The organism is Frankia sp. CeD (genome assembly GCF_000732115.1).
In the GTDB taxonomy this organism is placed as follows: Bacteria; Actinomycetota; Actinomycetes; order Frankiales; family Frankiaceae; genus Frankia; species Frankia casuarinae.
On sequence record NZ_JPGU01000001.1, the window covers coordinates 239177 to 258925 of the forward strand.

15 protein-coding genes and 1 pseudogene are annotated in these 19749 nt (G+C 69.3%); 5 read left to right on the top strand and 11 right to left on the bottom strand.

The window, feature by feature from the left end; genetic code table 11:
- The first annotated feature begins 447 nt into the window (after positions 1–447).
- The gene (locus CED_RS00925; RefSeq protein ID WP_035908178.1) at positions 448–1566 is read left to right on the top strand and encodes a hypothetical protein; all 1119 of its coding nucleotides are present in this window, start codon (positions 448–450) and stop codon (positions 1564–1566) included.
- Here the strand turns inward: CED_RS00925 and CED_RS00930 are convergent.
- Positions 1508–1915 carry a pilus assembly protein TadG-related protein gene (locus tag CED_RS00930; protein ID WP_049761044.1) on the bottom strand — a complete coding sequence of 136 codons (408 nt, stop codon included), beginning with the start codon at positions 1913–1915 and terminating at the stop codon, positions 1508–1510. The genes CED_RS00925 and CED_RS00930 overlap by 59 nt on opposite strands.
- A gap of 368 nt (positions 1916–2283) precedes the next feature.
- Between CED_RS00930 and CED_RS25950 the strand changes: the two are divergent.
- The 3 genes and pseudogenes from CED_RS25950 to CED_RS00940 all read left to right on the top strand — a co-directional run.
- Positions 2284–2492: pseudogene (locus tag CED_RS25950) on the top strand (ABC transporter permease); the annotation flags it as partial.
- Between the two features lie 251 nt (positions 2493–2743).
- A complete protein-coding gene (locus tag CED_RS00935) occupies positions 2744–4432 on the top strand; it encodes a CocE/NonD family hydrolase (protein WP_035908180.1) in 1689 nt (562 codons plus the stop codon).
- Positions 4433–4632: 200 nt separating this feature from the next.
- Positions 4633–8115 (top strand): aminoglycoside phosphotransferase family protein, encoded by a 3483-nt coding sequence (locus CED_RS00940; protein WP_035908181.1) that lies wholly within the window; start codon positions 4633–4635, stop codon positions 8113–8115.
- A gap of 267 nt (positions 8116–8382) precedes the next feature.
- Here CED_RS00940 and CED_RS00945 read toward each other — a convergent pair whose 3' ends face one another.
- The 6 genes from CED_RS00945 to CED_RS00970 form a co-directional block, all read right to left on the bottom strand.
- Positions 8383–8826: a hypothetical protein gene (locus tag CED_RS00945; RefSeq protein ID WP_035730816.1), complete on the bottom strand. Its 444-nt coding sequence runs from the start codon at positions 8824–8826 to the stop codon at positions 8383–8385.
- A 176-nt stretch (positions 8827–9002) separates the two neighbouring features.
- Positions 9003–9518 (bottom strand): TadE/TadG family type IV pilus assembly protein, encoded by a 516-nt coding sequence (locus tag CED_RS00950; protein ID WP_035908182.1) that lies wholly within the window; start codon positions 9516–9518, stop codon positions 9003–9005.
- A complete protein-coding gene (locus CED_RS00955) occupies positions 9508–9735 on the bottom strand; it encodes a hypothetical protein (protein WP_023839919.1) in 228 nt (75 codons plus the stop codon). The genes CED_RS00950 and CED_RS00955 overlap by 11 nt, the downstream gene beginning before the upstream one ends.
- Before the next feature lie 84 nt (positions 9736–9819).
- Complete coding sequence (locus CED_RS00960) at positions 9820–10770, bottom strand: type II secretion system F family protein (protein ID WP_011435234.1); 951 nt, start codon at positions 10768–10770, stop codon at positions 9820–9822.
- Positions 10767–11657, bottom strand: a complete 891-nt coding sequence (locus tag CED_RS00965; protein ID WP_035908183.1) for a type II secretion system F family protein — start codon at positions 11655–11657, stop codon at positions 10767–10769. The genes CED_RS00960 and CED_RS00965 overlap by 4 nt, the downstream gene beginning before the upstream one ends.
- The gene (locus CED_RS00970) at positions 11657–12964 is read right to left on the bottom strand and encodes a CpaF family protein (protein ID WP_035908184.1); all 1308 of its coding nucleotides are present in this window, start codon (positions 12962–12964) and stop codon (positions 11657–11659) included. Before CED_RS00970 ends, CED_RS00965 begins: the two co-directional genes overlap by 1 nt.
- Before the next feature lie 593 nt (positions 12965–13557).
- Here CED_RS00970 and CED_RS00975 point away from each other — a divergent pair.
- Positions 13558–15099: a PAS domain-containing protein gene (locus tag CED_RS00975; RefSeq protein ID WP_035908185.1), complete on the top strand. Its 1542-nt coding sequence runs from the start codon at positions 13558–13560 to the stop codon at positions 15097–15099.
- Positions 15100–15124: 25 nt separating this feature from the next.
- Here the strand turns inward: CED_RS00975 and CED_RS00980 are convergent, their stop codons facing one another.
- From CED_RS00980 to CED_RS00995, 4 genes are all read right to left on the bottom strand, one after another.
- Positions 15125–16669 carry a hypothetical protein gene (locus CED_RS00980; RefSeq protein ID WP_035908186.1) on the bottom strand — a complete coding sequence of 515 codons (1545 nt, stop codon included), beginning with the start codon at positions 16667–16669 and terminating at the stop codon, positions 15125–15127.
- A gap of 445 nt (positions 16670–17114) precedes the next feature.
- Entirely contained in the window at positions 17115–17609 is a 495-nt protein-coding gene (locus CED_RS00985) for a hypothetical protein (RefSeq protein WP_035908323.1), read from the bottom strand.
- Between the two features lie 155 nt (positions 17610–17764).
- Positions 17765–18820, bottom strand: a complete 1056-nt coding sequence (locus tag CED_RS00990) for a patatin-like phospholipase family protein (RefSeq protein ID WP_035908187.1) — start codon at positions 18818–18820, stop codon at positions 17765–17767.
- Positions 18821–19051: 231 nt separating this feature from the next.
- A complete protein-coding gene (locus CED_RS00995; RefSeq protein WP_011435227.1) occupies positions 19052–19555 on the bottom strand; it encodes a transcriptional regulator in 504 nt (167 codons plus the stop codon).
- Positions 19556–19749: the final 194 nt, after the last annotated feature.

Here is a 19749-nt window from a genome sequence, read left to right on the forward strand (position 1 = left end):
TCCGACAACAACCGATACCAATCCCTGAAGAGACACGTACCACATCGCCGAGTGCGCACAACTCGACGCGTCCGCGGCCCCCAAACGATACCTTCGAAGGCGGCGCTTCGCGCACGAATACGTGAACGCCGGGTTTCGTCGGGACAGTGCGGCCCCGCGACCATATGGGTGTCGGCCATGGAGAGCCCGGATGCGGAGAGCTCGGACGCATCGACCGGTGCGCGCGTGTGCACCGGTCGATGTCGCCGGGACGGGACGAAGACTCAAGGACCGACCCCTACCACGGGAAACCGACCACTACCACGGGAAGAGGAGGAAGGCCGCCGTGAATAACCGGATCCGTCGTCCGAGCGATCGGATCACGCCGTTAGCGGCGGCGACTCACCGCCCCGTCGCGTGCCAGCGGAAGGCCGCGATCATTCCCGCAGGAGCACGGAGGGTCCCATCGTGTCGGAGGTCCCGGAGGTCGCAGACCGACGCTCTGTCCTGGTTGCCACCGGCCTCGCGGCGGTGGGCTCCGTGAGTCTGCGCGGCGACGCGTCCGGCCTGCACGAAGCCTGCATGGCAGCCCTGACCGCGACGGTCAGGGCCTACGAGACGTCTGATCTGATCACTACCACGTCCGCCCTGGTCTCGCTGGAGCGCACGACACAGACCGTGCCCCGGGAGCACCGGCTGCGCGGCCGGCCGGCGCTGGAGTGGATGCGGCTGCACGCGGCGGTCACGACGGTGGCTGCTGCCACCGCCTACGACCGCGGCAAACACTCCGACGCCGCTGCGCGGGCCGACCGGGCCGCGGCGCTCGCCCGGGCGGCCGGGGACGGGCCACTCGCCGCCCGCGCCCTGGCCCTGCGCGCCCGGGTGGTCCGCCCACACAGCCCGGCGGTGTCCTTGCAGATCGCCGGGGCGGCGGCGCGGATCGCGGGGCACAGCTCCACCCGGGCCCTCATCGCCGGGAAGGTCGTCACCAGCGCCTGTGCGGCGACCGGCGACCGGGCAGGCGTCCGGGACGCCGTCGCCNGAGCCTGGCAGACGATGGAACGGCTCGACGACACCGCCCACGGCTCGCCGGGTTTCTCGCTCGACACTTACTCCCCGGCGGATCTGGCCTTGGCCTGCGCCGAGGCCCTGACCACCGTCGGCGCGGCCGACGAGGCCACGCCTCACCTGGAACGCGCCTCGACGTTGATCACCGGCAGCGGCCAGACGGGCATGGTGGTCTCGGTGCGGATGGCGCAGGCCCGGGCCGCGCTGGCCCGGGAGGTCCCGGATCGCGACGAGGCAGCCCAGCACGCCGCTCAGGCGGTGGCGCTGTCCGCCGGGCGGCCGGCCGAATGGGTGGCCCGGCTGGTCCGGGACGTGTCGGATCTGGCCGAGCGCCGCACCGGCCACGGTCTCGACGATCTCATGGACGCCACCTCGACCTGGTTGCATCAGGGGTCGGAGGAAAGCCAACGGGTGACGCGCACGCAACCGGCGCGGTTCGGCGTTCCGGCGCCGGCCGGCGTCATGGTGCAGCGGGCTGGCGGACCACCGACTGTGCCTGCGCTCCGGCACGTACCGTGACCGGACCCACCCCGAGGGAGCCGACGACCGGAAGGTCGACCACACGCGTGCCCTCCACCTCCACCGTCGTCGCGTCGACGAGGGTGGAGGTGAGGATCGTGCGGCCACTCGGATCGGCCCGGCGCTGGTACTGATCGACGGTCGTGGCGATGTCGGCGAGGGGCAGGCGCTCGAAGGCGTCGGTGGTGGTGTAGATCGCGTTCTCGTCGATGCGCTGGGCAGCGGCCAGCGCGGCGCCGTCGGCGGCCGAGGCCACCGACCGACGAGCGAGGTAGACGGCGGACACGTCGGTCACAACGACCACCAGCATCGCCGCGACCATGAGATACCCCAACGTCAGCACGAGAATGGTCCCGCCGTCCGCGCGGTTGGTCCCGTCCGGGCGGACGACTCCGTCCGGGCGGACGACTCCGTCCGGGCGGACGACTCCGTCCGGTGTTCCGGTCGACCCCGTTACTCCGGTCGCCCCCGTTACTCCGGTCGACCCCGTTACTCCGGCCGACCCCGTTGCTCCGGCCGACCCCGTCCCGCCGCTGGTCACAGGCACATGTTTGGTCACGGGCACGCGTTCTCCTTGCTGACGCTCCTGCCGGAAGGCCGAACAGGCGAGGCCGGAAACCCACTGCCCCAGCAACCCTATTAGCAACCCTATTGTGGAAGAATAGCAGCCCCATTGCGGGAGAATACGGTCATGCGGCACTGATCCGCCTTACTACCGGAGTCATCGACCGGTTCCGCTCGATGGACGTCAACGGCGGCGCACTGATCGTGGGACACGTCGTGGCGAGCGTGCTCGCAATCTCGTCTCGACGGCGCTGGTGTTCGGCGTGGCCTTCGCCATCGGCTTCCGCTCGCCCGCGGGCCTCGGGCGGTGGCTCGCCGCTGTGGGCGTGCTGGCGCTGTTCGTACTCTCGCTGTCCTGGCTGCAGGGCTTCGCTCGTAACCAGCAGCCGCGTGCGGGTCAAAACCATCTTGCCGTACGGCGCGCGGACAAAGTACTCACCTCACCCCTGACGATCGCGTACACCTCTAGGCTCCGAACCCGTGCACCGGGAGACTTCCGCACCACGGATCCGATATCCGGATCTCACCTCGTCACGGCCGCGGACGATCGCGCGTCCGTCGGCCAGGTTCGCCGGCAGGCTCCTTTTCCCATACCCAGAAGGGGATCATCCAAGTGACCACGGCTGCCAAGACCACGAACGTGTTCGATTTCGCGCCCAATGACAGAACACTGCTCGACGCGGAGATCGCCGCTCTCGAGAATCTCGAGAGCGGCGACTTCAAGAATCTCCCGCCGGCGACCGTGGCAAAGTTCGGGGAACTGCGGGGGGCGGGGACCTTCACGGCGACCAGGATCCCCGGAGCCGATGCCGACGTCCAACTCGACGCCGGCGTGCTGGTCCCCCTCAAGCCGGGGCCGCACCCGGTTGTCATCATGCCGGCTCCGCTGGCGCCGACGGGATGGAAGTCGTATCCGGGGATGCTCCTGAACTTCGCGCTCAAGGGATATCTGGCGGTCGCGTACAGCGAGCGTGGGATCGCCGACTCCACAGGGAAGATAGACGTCGCCGGTCCGCGGGACCGGGCGGACGGCTCGGCCGTGATCGACTGGGTACTGAACACCTATCCCGACCGCGCGGATCAGGATCGGATCGGGTTCGCGGGGTCGTCCTACGGCGCCGGCCAGAGCCTGATCATCGCGGCGCATGACGACCGGGTGCGGGCCGTGTGCGCGCAGAGCGCCTGGGCCGATCTGGGCCGATCGCTGTACGAGAACGAGACACGACACCTGCTGGCGTTCGAGGAGCTCGCCAAGCTGTTCGGCGAGGAGAACCTCTCCGCCGAAGTCAGGGAAATCTTCGACGACTTCCGGGCGAATCGGAATATCGAACGGCTGCTGGAGTTCAGCGCGGTCCGTTCACCGGTTACCTATCTGAACGAGCTCAACGCCAGGAGGGTCCCCATCTTCCTCGGCACCTACTGGCACGAGACCATCTTCTCGGTACCCGCGGTGGTGGAGTTCTTCAACGCATTGATCGGTCCCAAACGTCTCCTGGTACTGATCGGAGATCACGGCGGCGACGAGATCAAGGGATTTCTCGGCGGCATCAGTCGTCCGACAGCGACGACCTTCCGCTGGCTGGACCGCTTCGTTGCCGACGAGGAGAACGGCGTGGAGAACGACGGCGACGTGCACACCGAGTACATGCACAACCTGTTCACGATCAAGAAGCTCGCCGACTGGGACTCGTACACGCTGCCGCCGCGACGCTACTACCTGAACGCGCCGCTGCCGGGGACATCGGACGGCTCACTGACGCCTCAGCCCAACTCCGGGTGGAGCCACACCTTCCGGGCCGGCACGGACACCCCAGCACTGATAGCCCCGGCCCTGGTAAAGACCGGCGTCCTCGAAAGACTGGGGGCTCCGATCGTGTACGAGACCTCGGAGATCTCCCGCGAGGACGCCGCGGTGTGGTCGACCGAACCGCTCACCGCACCGAGTCAGATCACCGGAACCGTCTCGGCGCATCTCACGGTCACCCCGTCCGCGAAGAGCGCGACGCTCGTGGCGCACCTGTTCGACGTCGACCCGGGTACCGGTAAGGCAAAAATCATCACCAGCGCGCCCTTCACCCTGCTCAACGACCGCGAGGGAGAGACGCAAACGATCGACATCCACCTACAGCCGGCCGACTNCCGCATCACGCCGGGCCACCAGATACAGCTGGTCGTGGACACCAAGGACAGGTTCTTCGGCGACGCCACCGTCACCAACAGCAAAATCGAGATCTCGTCCACCGACGGCTCCTCGTCCTACCTGAACATCCCGCTCGACGAGATTCCGCTCGAGAACGACTAGCCGACCGGATCCCACGGCGCACGCCTACCCGGGTGCGGAACCGTGGTCGCGGTCCCGCACCCGGGCTCGCCCCCCGGGTGCGGGTCGGAAGGATCGGATCGCNCCGCAGCACGATGTGCTGGTCCATCGTGCGTCGTCAAGCTCGACTATGATTGCATCGTCCTCGACGGTATCGCGGTCTGTGATGGTCGGAGGTTTACATGGCGCCTGCGCCACGGTTTCATCGGGTCGCCGCACTGCAGCGGCGTTTCGTGGACCGCGAACCGGTGCTGGCGGCTTTCGCCGAAGAGCTGACCCATCTAGGTGACGGTCCACGGGTCTTCAACGCCATCGGCGTGGGCGGTATAGGTAAGTCACGACTACTGCGCGAGTTGAAGGACCGGGCGGCAACCCGGTATCGAACGGCATCACTCGATCTGCAGGTGCACTCGTTGCGCCAGCAGGAAGACGCGCTGGCGGTGCTACGCAACGAACTGGGGTCGCAAGGGGTACACTTCGATCGCTTCGACATCGCCTACGCAGTGCTGTGGCAGCGGCTACACCCACATCTGCGGTTGAACCGTTCGGAACTGGCATTCGTCGACGAGAGTTCCATTCTCGCGGATATCGCCGACACGATGACCGGAATTCCGATTTTCGGTACGGCCCGCGGCCTTATCAAGCTGTTGGAGCGTGGCGGCTGCGACATACGCCGCCGCCTGCGGGTGCGGCGCGATCCCACCCTGGCGACACTCGACGACCTGCCGAACAGTGAGCTCGCCGACGCCGTCACGTTTCTGTTCGCTGAAGACCTTCGGGCTGCCAGCCAGGACAGACAGTATGTGATCATCCTTGACAGCCACGAGGCACTGGTGCCGAGCCCGGTACGCACCGGACGGGCGCAACTCGCGGATGCCTGGCTACGTGATCTCGTGGCACAGCTCGACCGCGGCCTGGTGGTCATCGCCAGCCGGGANCCGTTGCGGTGGGAACTGACGGATCCCGACTGGGACGGCCTCATCGAGATATGCGACATCGGCGGCCTGCCCATGGAAGCCCGGCTGGAACTCCTCGACACCGGTGGGATCACCGATCCGTTCCAGCGCCAGACAATTGCGGACGCCAGCGCAGGTCTCCCATTCTATCTGAACCTGGCGGTGGACACGCACCTGCAGACCGGTGGGCGGGTCAGCGGTGCCCTCGTGTCCCAGCAGGAGATCTTGGCGCGCTTTCTTCAGCATGTCGCCCCGGAAGAGATTCGATCACTGGAGGTCCTGAGCCCGGCGCGAATCTTCGACTATGATATTTTTCGGATGCTGACGGCCACGTTCCATCTCCCGGGACATCGCATCGCCTGGGAATCCCTCACCGCATATTCATTCGTATACCCGGCGAACACCGCGCTGCGGTTTCATCAGCTCATGGCCGCAGCCCTGCGGGAACGGCTTTCTCCGGGCACTACCACCGACATCCACGCCCTGCTACAGGGACTGTGGGAGAACCGGGNCGACCAGGCGACCGGCCAGGACAGCGGCGCTCATGCCGCCCGCGCCCTGCGGGAGGCCGCGTATCACGCCCTGCGGGGTCGGCAGATCAGCGGCGAGAGCATCCTCGGCTATGCCGACCACGCGGTTCGCCGTGGGGGACACAGCGCAGCCCAAGGCATCACCGAGGACCTGCGCGCCCGGCTCAACGACCAACCCGACCACGACAACCTGCCCGAAGCGCTGCGGTGCCTGCAGGCTGAGGCGGCGATTCGCCTCGGCGACGCGGCCACGGTCACGGCGCTGGTTCCCGAACCGGTCACCGCTCTGGCCATCGACACAATGGTCGGCGCGCGGCTCGCCGTGGCCGCCGGACATGGTCGACGCATCGCCGGTGAGACCCGGGCCGCGCTCGACGCCTACACCCAGGTCTGGGACCACGCCACGGGGGCATCCCGGCTGACCGCGGGCCTGTGGGCCGCCGACCTTCACATGGCCCAGGGCCGGTTCCGAGACGCGGAAGCACTCGCCACCGACCTGAGTGCGTCCGCTCCGGGGCAGGACACCGAGTTTCACGGAGACGTGGCCCGGATGCGTCACCTCGCCCACCGGTTCGCGTTCGAGTTCGACGCCGCCGCCCGCTATCTCGACGAGGCCGCCGCCCACTACGCCGCAGCCGATAGCGTTCTCGGGTTGGCCAACATCCAGACCAACCGGGCCGAACTCCTCGCCTATACCCACCCTGCCGAGGCCATCGTCGAGGCAGGCCAGGCGATCGAGATCCAACGCGAGATCGGCGCCCATCACGAGCTCGGCAAGGCGTATACCGCTCTCGCCATCGGGCAGCTCCGATGCGGTCAGCTCGACGAGGCCGAGACCTCCCTACGGTCCGCGTGCGCCGCCCTCGATGGGGTCGGGTATCGCTCCGGTCGAGCCCGCGCCGAGTTCTACCGCGCCCTGGTCCATGCTCGCCGGGGTCAGCTCGACGAAGCGGTTTCCTCGCTCCAGTGGAGCGTCCGCGAGCTGGAAGCAGCCGACGTCTACCCGACAATCATCCTCTGCTCGGCGCACGCACTGTCCATCCTCGGCATCGATGACGGGCAGGTGACCGCCGCCGCGAGCCGGGCACGGGCAGGAATCCAGCCGTTCGGCACGCTTACCGATCTTGACGCCCGCGTCGAGGACTTCGTCGCCGACCTGCTCAACGGGCACACGTGGCGGCCCGACGAACTGTACCGGCAGGCGGTCGGGCGCCCCGATGCCGCGTCGGGTTTCTACAATCACAACATCCGGATGGACACGCCGGCCGGAGACGTGATTGTTCGTATCCCGATTCCGGGCAGCGACATCATGGACCTGATGATCTGGCCGGAAGGGGACGTGCTGCGCGCCATCCGCGGGACCGTGACCCACGCGCCCCGTCTGCTCTACGCCCGCATGCAGCCCCGCTATCAGATCGTGGAATTCCTTCCCGGTCAGCTCCTCGACAACACCGCACCACGCGGCACCCGTGTCCCCGACCACGTCATCGGCGACGTCGTGGAACTCTTCGGGCAGCTCGGCCTCGTCCCGCGCGAACGCCTGCCGCAATCGCCGCCAGGCTGGCCGGCGGACGGGCGGACCGCCGACTTCGCCCGCCGCCTGTCCGCTGTCACCGCAGGCGTGCATTCCCGGTTCCTTCCCGACTTCGGCGATCTGTACGCCGAGTTCGGCATCCCCATCGACGCGCTCACCGAGATCAACAGTCGATGGACGACGCTGCACCCGCGGCCTTTCCGCCTTCTCCATACCGACATCCACCGCAAGAACATCATCATCTCGGATGGCCAAGCCTACTTCCTCGACTGGGAACTCGCCCTGTGGGGCGATCCGGTTTATGATCTTGCGGTCCACCTGCACAAGATGAGCTACCAGCCCGACGAGTCAGCCGCACTCGTCCATGGGTGGACCTCCGTTGTCAACGGTCCGGCCACCGAGGGATGGCAGTCAGACCTCGACACCTACCTCTCCCACGAACGGGTGAAGTCCGCCATCGTCGACACCGTCCGCTACACAAAAATCATCACCGAAGGAAACCTCAGCCGCGATGACACACATGCATTCATCGACAAGCTCGTCAGGAAACTCGCCGCCGCGCACGCCGTACTCAGCAACCGAGTTACCATCGACCACGAGGCCGCCGCAGCCCTCATACAGCAGTGGGCCGGCAGACGCCGATAGCCAGCCCAGCAAGAACGGCCAGGTGTCCGCGCGGATCGACATCAGTGGAGTCCACGGACGTGGTGTACATCGCGTGGCGGCCGAGTTTTGGGGAGCCAGTCACGCTTCAGGGACCGCAGACCGGACTCTGCTCCCCCAAATTCGCCGACCTGGCGCGCCGAGCCGAGTTGCTCCCCGAGCCGGACAAGTCCTTCGCCGCCAAAAAGTCCACCGGACCCCGTAAAACCTTGCAATCCCGCGTAACCCCGTGAACGTACGAAACCCCTGCTAGGGCTGGGTTTCCCGCCTGTCGGCGCGGAACTGATCAATCACTACGGTGAACTGGCCGTTAACCGTGACATCGGTAATGCCGGAGAACAAGGCGCCGGTTCCCGGCAGCGCCACGACCGTACGGACACAGACGACGAACGACGCGCCCGGCTCCAGGGTTGCCGCGCCGTCTCCGGGATCCCCCGCACCACAGTCGGCGCCCTCGGGAGCGAACCGGACCTGTGGCGCGCCGGGGACGCCCTGGTCGGCGAGGGCGAGCTGCGCGGCGAGCCGCGCCCGGTCCATGCCCTGCGTCTCACTGTCCGCGGTGGCGAACGCCCGCCCGGCCTCCCGGGCGGCCTGGGTCACCCCGAACGCCGCGCGCTGCACCGCGAAGACGCACAGGAACAGGTAGACGAACGGGATGAGCAGCACGACGGACAATCCAACGAATTCGATCATCGCCGNACCGTCGTCGGCCCTGGTCGCCCGGCCTTCCTGTCCGGGCCCGACAACGCGGCCTATGCGACCGACGCGGCGCACGAAAGCCACACAACCTGTCCTGATCATCATGATCGCCCGCGGCAGGGAGTGCAGGATCGCCCGCGCGACCCGATCTCCCGCCACGCCACCCCTCGTCACGGCAGTTCCTTGAGCGCATGGCCCTTCACCGTGATCGTGATGCCGTCGCCCAGTGGGACCAGGACGAGCGGCACGGCAACCCGGCAGGTGACCTCCGCGAGCGGCGTGCCACCCGGCCCATCGACCTGCGCCCCGGTGCAGACGGCGTCGGACCGTCCCGGGATGGTCCGCGCGATGAGGGCCTGGGCGTAGGGACCGCCCTCGCTCGCCGGTACGCCGAGGTTGGCCGCGTGCCTGGCTCCCTCCGCGGCGTCCGCCGCGAGCGTGTTGCGGATGTGCAGCACCAGGCCGACCTGGATGATCCCCAGGATCAGGAAGAGCAACAACGTCCNCACCAGGATGAACTCGACGACGGCCGATCCGCCGTCAGCCGCGTCAGCCGCGTCCGAGGCGTCCGAGGCGTCCGAGGCGTCCTCGACGCCGTCCTCGACCGCGTCCGGTCGGTGCCCGGTTCCCCTGGGGCCGCCGTCGATCCCGTCCGGCCCCGCGGCGGCCGCGAGCTCAGCCGCCACCGCCGATACCCGACACCGAGTTGATGGCCGAGGTGAACAGGTTCTGCAGGGCGGGCGTCGCCAGGGTGGCGATCGCGACCACCAGCGCCGCCGTCATGACGGTTATCATGACCCAGCCGGGGACGTCCCCCCGGTCGCGATCATGGCGGCTGCCCGATGCGACGGCTGACCGCCAGGCCCGCCATCTCGCTTTCACGGCCTGCCCTGTTCGTCCCATGTCTCCTCCTTCAGGCTGGCTGATCCGACCTCGCCGGACGGACGCGTCCACCCCGCGGGCGGCCACCTGCGCGCCCCCGGACACTCACTGCGCGATCACGGTGAAACTCACCAGGGCCGGGTAGAAGGCAAAAATCACGGTCGTCGGCAGGACGAGGAACACGACCGGGATCATCATCGCGATCTCCTTGCGGCCACCGGCCTCCAGCAGCTGCCGCTTGCCCGCCTCACGCGCGTCGACGGCCTGCGCGCGCAGGATGTCCGCCAGCGGCGTCCCCCGTTCGATCGCGACCGCCATCCCGTCGACGAACCGCACTAGGGGCGCCAACGCCGTACGCGCCGCGATGCCCTCCAACGCCTGCACGAGGGTGGCCCCGGCGCGGGCGTCGGCCAGCGCAAGCCGCAGCTCGCGCCCAAGCTCGCCGTGGGTCAACCGGCTGACCCGCTCCAGCGCCCCGATGGCCGACTCCCCCGCGGTCACCGCGAGCGCCAGCAGCTCCGCGATCGTCGGGAACTCCAGCAGCATCCGGTCCTCGCGTTCGGAGATCGCCCGCGACAGCCAGTAGTCCCGGGCCACCACCCCACCGGCCGTGCCAGCGACGATCAAGGCGACACTGACCAGGGCCGGCGGGCCGACGCCGAGCAGCGCGCGCAGCGCCAGCAGGAAGGCGCCGATCAGCGCCCCGCTGGCCGCGCAGATGACCTGCTGGACGCGGAACTCCTCGATGCTGGTCCGTCCGCCGGCCTGGGTCAGCCGGCGTTGCAGGGCGGCCCGGCCCCCCAGGAAACGGTCGAGTCGACCGGCGGCGTCCGCGAGTAACGGGCGCGCGAGCGCCTCGACCGCGGCGAGGCCCGGCCGCGGCACCCCCCGCGGCCGGTCGTCGAGCAGCCTCGAGGGTGTGGGGGTGTCCCGCAGGTAGGGATCGATTCGGTCAGCGAGGTGGATGCGCCGGGCCCGGGGGGAGCGGTAAACGATGATGACCAGGCCCAGCCCGACGAGGAACCCGATCAGCGCACCGCTGGCGACCGTGGTCACAATCCCGCCCCCCGGCCGGCTGCCGCTCCCCCGCGCAGCACCCGGCCCTCCTCCGGCAACCGGCCGATCCGCTTCATGAGCAGGTAGGCGAGGGCCGACACGGCGCCGCCCACCACGAGCACCAGGACCCCGGTCGGGCTGTCGTAGGCCCGCACGTTCTGCCCCCGGGNGGCCAGCAGGAGCAGCACGATCCAGGGGGCGGCGAGCGCGAGTCGGGCGGCGTTCACCGTCCAACTCTGCCGCGTCTCAAGCTCGGCGCGGGTGCGGGCGTCCTCCCGCAGGAAGGTGGACAGCGTGCGCAACAGCCGGCCGAGGTCGGTCCCGCCGACCTCCCGGGCCATCCGCAGCGACTCGATGATGCGGTCGGCCACCGGATCGGCGAGCTCGTCGGCGAGGCGGTCCAGGCAGGCCGAGAACGACCCGGTGGCGCTGTAGTCCTCGCCGAACCGGGTGAAGGCCGGTCGCAGCTGCACCGGCCCCCGCACCCCCACCGCGGCCAGGCCCTCNGGCAGCGACATCCCGGCCCGCACCGCGCTGGACAGGTTGTCGACGACGTCCGGCCACAGCTCCCGCAGATCATGCCTGCGGGCATGCCGCCGACGGACCACGAGAGCTCGGGGCAGCAGACTCGCAAACACGACGAAGGCGCCGGCCAGCGACACGGTCTCGGTGAATGCCAGGACGACCAGGCCGACCAACAGGCCCAGACCCAGGCTAATCATGACGAACTGGCGCGGGGTCACGCCGCGGATGCCCGCCTGGGCGAGCAGGTCGCTCGTCGACCGTTCCCAGCGCGCCGTCGCCGACCAGGCCGGGAACCGCGGCCGGCCGCTGGTGACGATAAGGAACAGACCCAGACCGAACAGCAGGCCGAGGAAGATGCCCATCAGCGCTCCGCGGCGATCTCGGGCCAGCCCCCGCCGGGCCGATGATGATGGTAATCATGGTCGCTCTGGGCCAGCAGGGCGGGCAGGTCGTAGCCGGCGCGGGCGAACCGTTCGGGATGTGGCGGGAAGCCGTCGGCGCGGNCCAGTCCGTCCGCGCGCGNGCGGNAGATCTGGGNAATCTCGATGACATCCCCCTCCGTCCGGCCGGGCAGCGCGACGACCTCGGTGACGCGGCGCCGGCCCGAGACGTCCTTCTCCAGATGGACGACGAGGTCCACGCTGGCGGCGACGGTGGGCACCACGAAGGCATGGCTGACGTTCTCGCCGGCGAGCAGGGGCAGGGTGCACAGCTTCGTCACGGCCTCGCGAGCCGAGTTCGCGTGCAGGCTGCACATACCGGGCAGCCCGGAGTTGAGCGCGATCAGCAGGTCGAGCGCCTCCTCTTGGCGAACCTCGCCGACCAGGAGCCGGTCCGGGCGCATCCGCAGGGCCTCCTTGACCAGCCGGCGCAGCCGGATTTCCCCGCTGCCCTCCAGGTTGGCCTGCCGGGTCTGCATCGCCACCCAGTCGGCGGCCCGCAGCTTCAGCTCGAACACCTCCTCGCAGCTGATCACCCGTTCCCGGGCCGGGATGGCCGAGCCGAGACAGTTGAGCATGGTCGTCTTGCCGGCCTGGGTGCCGCCCGCAACGATGATGTTGAGGCCGGCGACGACCGCGGCGTCCAGAAAGGCGGCCGCTGCCAGCGTGATCGTCCCAAGACCGACCAGTTCGTCCAGGCTCGACGCGGACAGCACAAACTTACGGATGTTGATCGACCAGTGCACCCGGGTGACATCGGGGATGACCACGTGCAGCCGGGAACCATCCGGAAGCATGGCGTCGACGAACGGGGTCGAGAGGTCCACCCGCCGGCCCGAGGACTTCAGCATCCGCTCGACGAGGTCCTGGACCTGATCGGCGGTCAGAATGGTCGTCGTCAGCTCGCTGCGACCGGCCCGGGCGACGAATACCCGGCCCGGCTCGTTGATCCAGACCTCCTCCACAGTCGGGTCGTCGAGGTGGCGTTGCAGCGGCCCGAACCCGGCAACCGCGTCATAGACCAGCCGGGCGGTGACGTCCCGGTCGACGACCGGGGGAAGGTCGCTGACGAGAGCCCGTTCCTCATAGTCGGCGAGCACCTCGTGAACGAGCTGACGCACCTGCGCCGGGTCCCGCACGGGATCGAGAGAACGCCGCCGGACAAGCTCTCTGACCTCGTCCTCCACGAACGATGTCGCGTCCAGCCAACTGCCGCGTGCCACCGCCACGAAAACCGCTGCTCCTCCGACTTTCGTCTCTTCCCGCCCCAACAATTGCCACGAAGCGTAGAAAGAAGGTCACTGGTAAGCAACCCCCGACGTCGGGGGCAGACGCAACAACGTTCGCACAACCCCCACCGAGGGTGTGGAGCGGGTAGGACTCAGGTAGGCCACAGCCCGTACAGGGTCCCACCTTGACCACCAAGACTGCTACTCTCCGCAGTCAAAAAGCGGCCGCGGACCGGACATTCATCCTCGCTCTGCGCGCATATCGACTGCACCGACGGTGCACCAACCGCCCCGGAAACGCCCGCGCGATTTCTCCCTCGAAACGACGCCGAGGCGATAGCCTTTCGGCGGTCCCTAACCCGAACANCCCTGTAGTCGATATCGCATCGCTGGGTCGACAGGCGGANCCCCCCCNCCCCGCCGGTCTCATCCAGCGTCCCACCAACGCCTGCCTCGGGGGTCCCTTCCGTGTCCGGTCAGCCAACAACCAGCGCGGTCGTCAGCCGCTCGCGAGAACCTCATTCGGCCACCAGGGCGGCGTTGCCCCCGACGCATCCCCGGCACGATCCCCCGGGGGGGAAAGGGGCATCACGATGAGTGGCGCCCGGGATCCCCGATCGTCAGACATGTTCGACACGACCGCTTGGAAAATGTTCTGGCGGATTGTCGAAAACTGCCCGGTCGCGGTATTCGCCACCGATACGGCAGGCCGGTATCTCTTTGTGAACCGGCTGTGGTCCGAGTTGACCGGCGTTACCCGCGACGAGGCGGTCGGACGGGGATGGCAACGCATTGTCCATCCCGGCGACGTAGCGAACGTCGGCAGCCGATGGCGGCACCTCGTCACGCACGGCGACGGGTTTTCGATCCAGGTCCGGTTGATCCGACCGGGCGAACCACCCTGCGACGCGGTCATGCAGACGGTGGTGACCTCGGCAGGGGACGGTAGACGACGGATCGTCGGCACCCTCACCGTGCCGTCGGCCAGTGCGTTCGAGAACGCCGCCGGGCCGGTGACGGGTGTGCCGATGAAGGGTGTGCCAGTGTCCTCGCCGCGGGTCCAGGGGCGTCGCTCCCCGATCGGCCCATCGTCCGCGGACCAGCCCGATACCGACGACGTCGCTGTCCGGGAACGAGCCGAACCCGACGTCGCCTCCCGCGAACCGGCGCCTCACGAAGCGGCCGATCTCGAACACCTTGACGACGAGCAGGCCGAACTCGACCGCCTTCACCGTCGCGAGGCGGCTTTCGAACTCGCAGCTCTCGATCCCGACCTCCTCGACGGACACCTGCTCGGTCATGATCTCCTCGGCCTCCAGGCCCTCGCCGCCGATGGGGTGCCCGCGGGCGATCTCGACAGGTTCGGCGTGTTCGACGGACCGGACCCGTTNGACGGACCGGACCCGTTCGACGGACCGGACCCCTGTGATCTGCCGGACCAGTCCGATCGGGGCGATCGGGGCTGGGAATGGTCTGTTCCGCTTCCCCGCCGGCCGGTTCCCGGCGAACCGACGCCAGGCCGGGCGACATCCCGTGAATCCACCGAGGATCGGCCCACGGTCGGGTTTCCCCGCGGGACGCTCCCGCCTGGAGCGGAGTGGCGCGCGGCCGTGGCCCTGCATCGCAGCGAGAACGACGACCTGCGTCCCTTCGGACGCGCCAGGGGCTCGAACCACACCTGTGGCTGCCTGTTCTCCGAGGCCCGACGGATCGAGGAGGCATGCCGGGACCGGGAACGCTGGCTGACGACCCTGCTCGCCGAACTGACGACCGCCGTGCTCATCGCCGACCGGGACGGGCGTGTGGTGGCGGTGAACCAGGTGTACTGCGATCTGTTCGATCTGGCGGACCTGCCCGTCGACCTGGTCGGAACGGACTGCCGGCTGCAGCTGCGTCCCCGGCCCGGACTGGTGGACGATCCATCCGGATTCGCGACGCGCCTGGACATCCTGCTCCGCCGACGGCGGACGCTACGCCGGGAGACGGTGATGTTCGCCGACGGACGGGTGTTCGAGCGTAGCCACATCCCGCTGACCGCGGCCGACGGCTACCGCGGCCATGTCTGGCTCTACTGCGACGTCACCGACCGCCGGATCCTGGAGGCTGAGATCGAGGGACTCATCTCCGGACTGTGACCGAGCGGGGTGGAGGGCGGTCCGGTCAGTAGACGCCGCCGTAGTGCCGGGCCTGCAGATCCTGGGCCTGGCCGACCCAATCGTCGGAGACGATGCGGTCACCGAAGCCATCCAGCCGGTGAGCGAGCCGCTCGACGTCGGTATCACCCATTTCGGCCAGCTGGCTGAAGGTTGTGATGCCCAACGCCCGCAGCCGGGCCTCGATCACCGGGCCCACGCCGACAATCTCCTTGAGGTTGTCGCCGCCCGACCGCACGGGATCGAGGAGACCGTTCCACCGCGGCGCGGGTTCCAGCACGACCCGGCTACCCGTGCCCGGCTGGCCGCTGGCCCCGTTCGTTCCACCGGTGCTCCTGCCACCGGTGCTCTTCACGCCGCCGCCACTCCCCTGACCACTCGACGGCGGTCCGCCCAGGGCCGGTGGCCGGTTCTTCGTGGCAACGCCGCTCGCCTGGACCGTCGCCCCCGAGACGTTCGGCTCGGGCGACAGGGCCAGGCCGTGCGCGGGCAGCGCGCTCTTCGACGGCCCCGCGTCGTTCGGGGTGACCGCGAGGTTCGACGGGACCACGCCGCCCGCGGCAGCAACCCCGACCGCCTCGGCGGCCTCGGCAGTGGGGGCGGCCTCGGCAGTGGGGGCGGCCTCGGGATGCTCGGCACCGGCTTCCTCGTCGGAGGAGGCCTGGCCCAGAAGCGCCTCGGATTTCGCGATCCGCCCCAGCAGACTGAGCCGTTCGGCCGCCCATTCGGCCTGGTGCCGATCCAGCCGGGTGGTCATGGTGGCCACCTGGCGTTGCGCGTCCTCCGCCTCCGTACGGGCCATGGCCAGCCGGGAGGAGAACTTGGCCGCCCGGCCCTCGGCCTCGACGAGCTGTCTGCGCAGCAGCTCGGCCTCATGGGCGAGCTGCGCAGCCGAGGGGCCGACGGGATCACCGCCCGCCCCCGGAGAGCCCGCCGGCACCGGGCCGGCGGCACCCGAACCGGCGGCACCCGAACCGGCGGCACCCGAACCGGCCGGGAGGGCCTGGGCCGCGCCGGGTGTCACGGCGTACGCCCGGGCCCGCAGCGCCGTTTCGATCTCCTCGACCCGGGCGCCTGCGATCACAGCATGGCGCTCCGCCTCGGCGATTCGCCGTTCGGACTCCGCGGCACGCTGTTCGGCGACAGCGAGCCGGGCAGTTAGATCCGCCTTCTCCAGGGCGACGTCGTCACGCTGCCGGCGCAACCGGGCGATCAGCTCGGCGGCCTGCCCTGTGCCCGTGCCGCGGGCGCCCGAATCGGGGACACCCGTGTCGGCGTCGCCGGTGCCCGCCGGCCCGGCGTTTACCCGGTTCACGTCGTTCGCGGCTGCCGCCCGATCGGCCGACGGGACCGCGCCGGGGCGGGATTCGTCGAGGTCCGGTCCGGTGCCGGCCGGTGTCTCCCCCGATCCCGCCCGATTTCGCGCGGCGTCGGCGTCGGCGTTGCGGGCCTGCCGGCGCAGCGGCGCGATCAGGANGACCCATGCCAGCGCCGCACCAATGAGCATCGCCACCAGCACGTACGCCAGGATCTGCCCGGCGAGGTACAGCATGGGCTGCCAGCCTCCTTACCGCGGTGGGTCGGTCGAGATCACACCTGCCAGCGGGGGTGACATCTCGGTACGAAGGTTGTGGAAAGTGGAGCCCCCTCGGCGCCATCCAGGTGGTGACCCGGTCGCCGCCGCAAGGCTCCCCAGCATTATTCGCAACGCCCGACATCGGCCGCACCCGGGGAGGTTCAACCGTTGGCCACGTCGATCTCCCTGGGTGGGAAATCACCGTTCACGGACGTCAGACGACGAACAGCACCCCAGGGAGGAGCCTGGAAAGACAACCACGAGGGCCGCCCGTCGGGAACATTTCACGCCAGCTGGTCACCAGTCCAGACAGCATGCCCCAACGAGCCGTCAACGTGCGTGGTCTCCTCCCCCGTGCGGGGGTGACCTCCACCGCGCGGGGGTCACCCCCGCGCACTCAACATCCGCGTCTCCGCCGGGGTCAGAGAAGATCGGGAAGCTCCTGAGGCGCGAACCACAGCAGTTCGAAGCCCTCGACGCTGTCCACGGTGAAGGCGGCGTCANCCCCACCGAGATCGGCCTCGACGATGCACTTCGCCGCCGCCGCGACCGCCGCGACGACCTCCTCGTCGTCTCCGTCGTCGACATGGATGGCCTGCGCGGCCGACCACGGCACCGGGAAGTCCACCTCGACGGCACCCCGCTCAAGATCGTCGCGTACCCGCACCTCGCCGTCCGCGACATCGGCCACGAAGACCACGCGCCGGCGCGGCGCGGACGGGTCGGCGTCCAGCAGTCGCAGGCTCGCCCGGCCGGCGTCGTGCAGCGCCGCGTACTCCAACTCCTCCTCGGACTCCGACTGGGCGTACCACTCACGCGTCGCGGGGGTGACCGCGAATCCGGTGCCTGGGGGGATGCGCGCGGATTCCCAGACCGATCGGGCGACGGCCAGCGTGGACGGGAGATAGATGCGCACCCGCTCAGTGTGCAACCAACCGGGGCGAGCCGGCCACGAGGACCCGGTCAGCCACGAGAACCCAGTCAGCCACGAGAACCCAGTCAGCCACGAGAACCCAGTCAGCCACGAGAACCCAGTCAGCCACGAGAACCCAGTCAGCCACGAGAACCCGGTCAGCCAGCCAGGCCGAGCCCGAGCCGGCCCCCCCTCGCCTCGGCGTCGTCGGTGGCCCCGTCGTCGGTGGCCCCGGCCACGCCGGAACGGGCGGAACGGGCGGCGACATGCAGGGCCTCGCCCGTCGTACGCAGCGCCGTCTCGAACACCTGGGCCCGCCGGGTCAGATCCATCACGTTTCCGCCGATGACCTCGAGGTCCTCCGGACCTGGGCAGAGCACCGTCACCCGGGTGCCCGCCGCCTCCACCATCTCGACCTCCCGCATCAGCCGGCGGGTGGCGGCCCGGCGGACCTGGCGTTCGACCCGGGCCACCGTGCCACGGGGTCGGTCGAGTTGGAACGAGCAGGCCGGGGCGAGCACCAGGATCTCCGCGAGGCCCGCGTCGGCAAGAAGATCGACTGATGCGGGCGATCGGGTTCCGCCGTCGACGAACCGCTGGCCGTCCACCGCGACCGGGGCGTACCAGCCGGGAATGGCACACGACGCCATCACCGCCTCGGACAAGGTCGCCCGAGGCGCATCGGCCACGCCGAACAGCACGCGCTCACCGGTGTCGAAGTTCATGGCCACCACCCGCAGCGCGGGCCTGGTCGGCCATTCGGTCGGATCGAGGCCCTTGCGGTCCATCGCCGCGGTCACCAGATCGCCGACCGCGGAGATCTTCCCACGGCCCTGTGGAAGCATCGCCGCCAGCGTGACCATCGGCGAGGACCGCCGGGGGTGCCGGGCGCTGGCCGTCAGCAGCCTCGGTGAGCCCATGCGCATCCGGGGGCGCGGGGGTAGGGAGGCACCGAGGTCGCGGTAGTCAAGAACGGGATCACCCGCCTCGTAGATCCCCCGCTCGGAATTGGCCATCACGTCGATGCCGATCCCCAGACCGAGCAGGGCCGCGACCACCGAGCCGGCGGACGTGCCGACCACCAGGTCGGCTCCGCTCAGGTCGCGGCCGGTCGCGGTCTCGACCGCCCGCATCGCGCCGATCATCCAGGCGGAGCCGAGCACTCCACCGGCCCCCAGGACCAGACCTCTGCGTGGGGCCCGTTTCCTGGTCATAGTCCACCTCCCGGCGCGGCGACCGGGAAGGGAGACGCATCGCGCTGGGATGCCCGCCGCCCGGCATGCTCGCTGCCATGTGGGCCGCCCGGTCGCACCTGGGCCGGGCCGCCCACGAACGGCGTGCCCGCCGCGTCGGGACGGCCGGGGATGGGCCAGTAGCAGTCCACGGTCCGCGTTGACCGTACCTTGCTGCTCTCGGCGCTCGAAGCGCCCGGGCAGTCCACCGGACTACTCCGGCGGCTCCTCGCTACTCTCTTCGGGGAAACTGGTCTCCAGCACTCCCCAGGTCCGCAGCCGCTCGGCGAACTCCTGGGGGGTCGTGTCGTGGAGCAGGGCGAGCGCACGCACGTCGCCATCCCGGATGGACAGCACGCGGCCGGCGTAGTCGTCCCGTTGGCGCTGGATCTGGGCGACCCACCGACGAACGAGAGCAGAGGAGTCCGGCGGAGCCTCGCTCAGCTTCTCCAGGTTGAGCACCGTACGTGGGCGACGCTCCCGCGGCGGCAGCTGATCCTCGTTGGGCAACAGCGCCGAGACCGGGACTCCGTAGAATCCCGCGAGTTCGGAGAGCTGATGCACGCTGATCATGCGGTCACCGCGCTCATAGGAACCAACGGCAGCGGTCTTCCACCGCCCCCGCGACTTCTGCTCCACTCCCTGCAGCGACAGACCCTGCTGTATCCGAATCGCCCGCAACCGGGCGCCCACGGCCTTCGCGTACTCTCGGCTCACCCGACACACCCCCAGCCGTCTCGAACGAGCATCACGTACCTCTCGTCGCGCCCATAGGAGATCAAGGTACGACTCGTGTGGCGCTGGCGAGGCATGCTCCCACTAACGTAACGTTGCNGAAAGAGACCGCTCACAGATACATATACGATGCTACGTTGCGCGACTTTCTTGTGCGACTTCTCTCGCATCTCAGA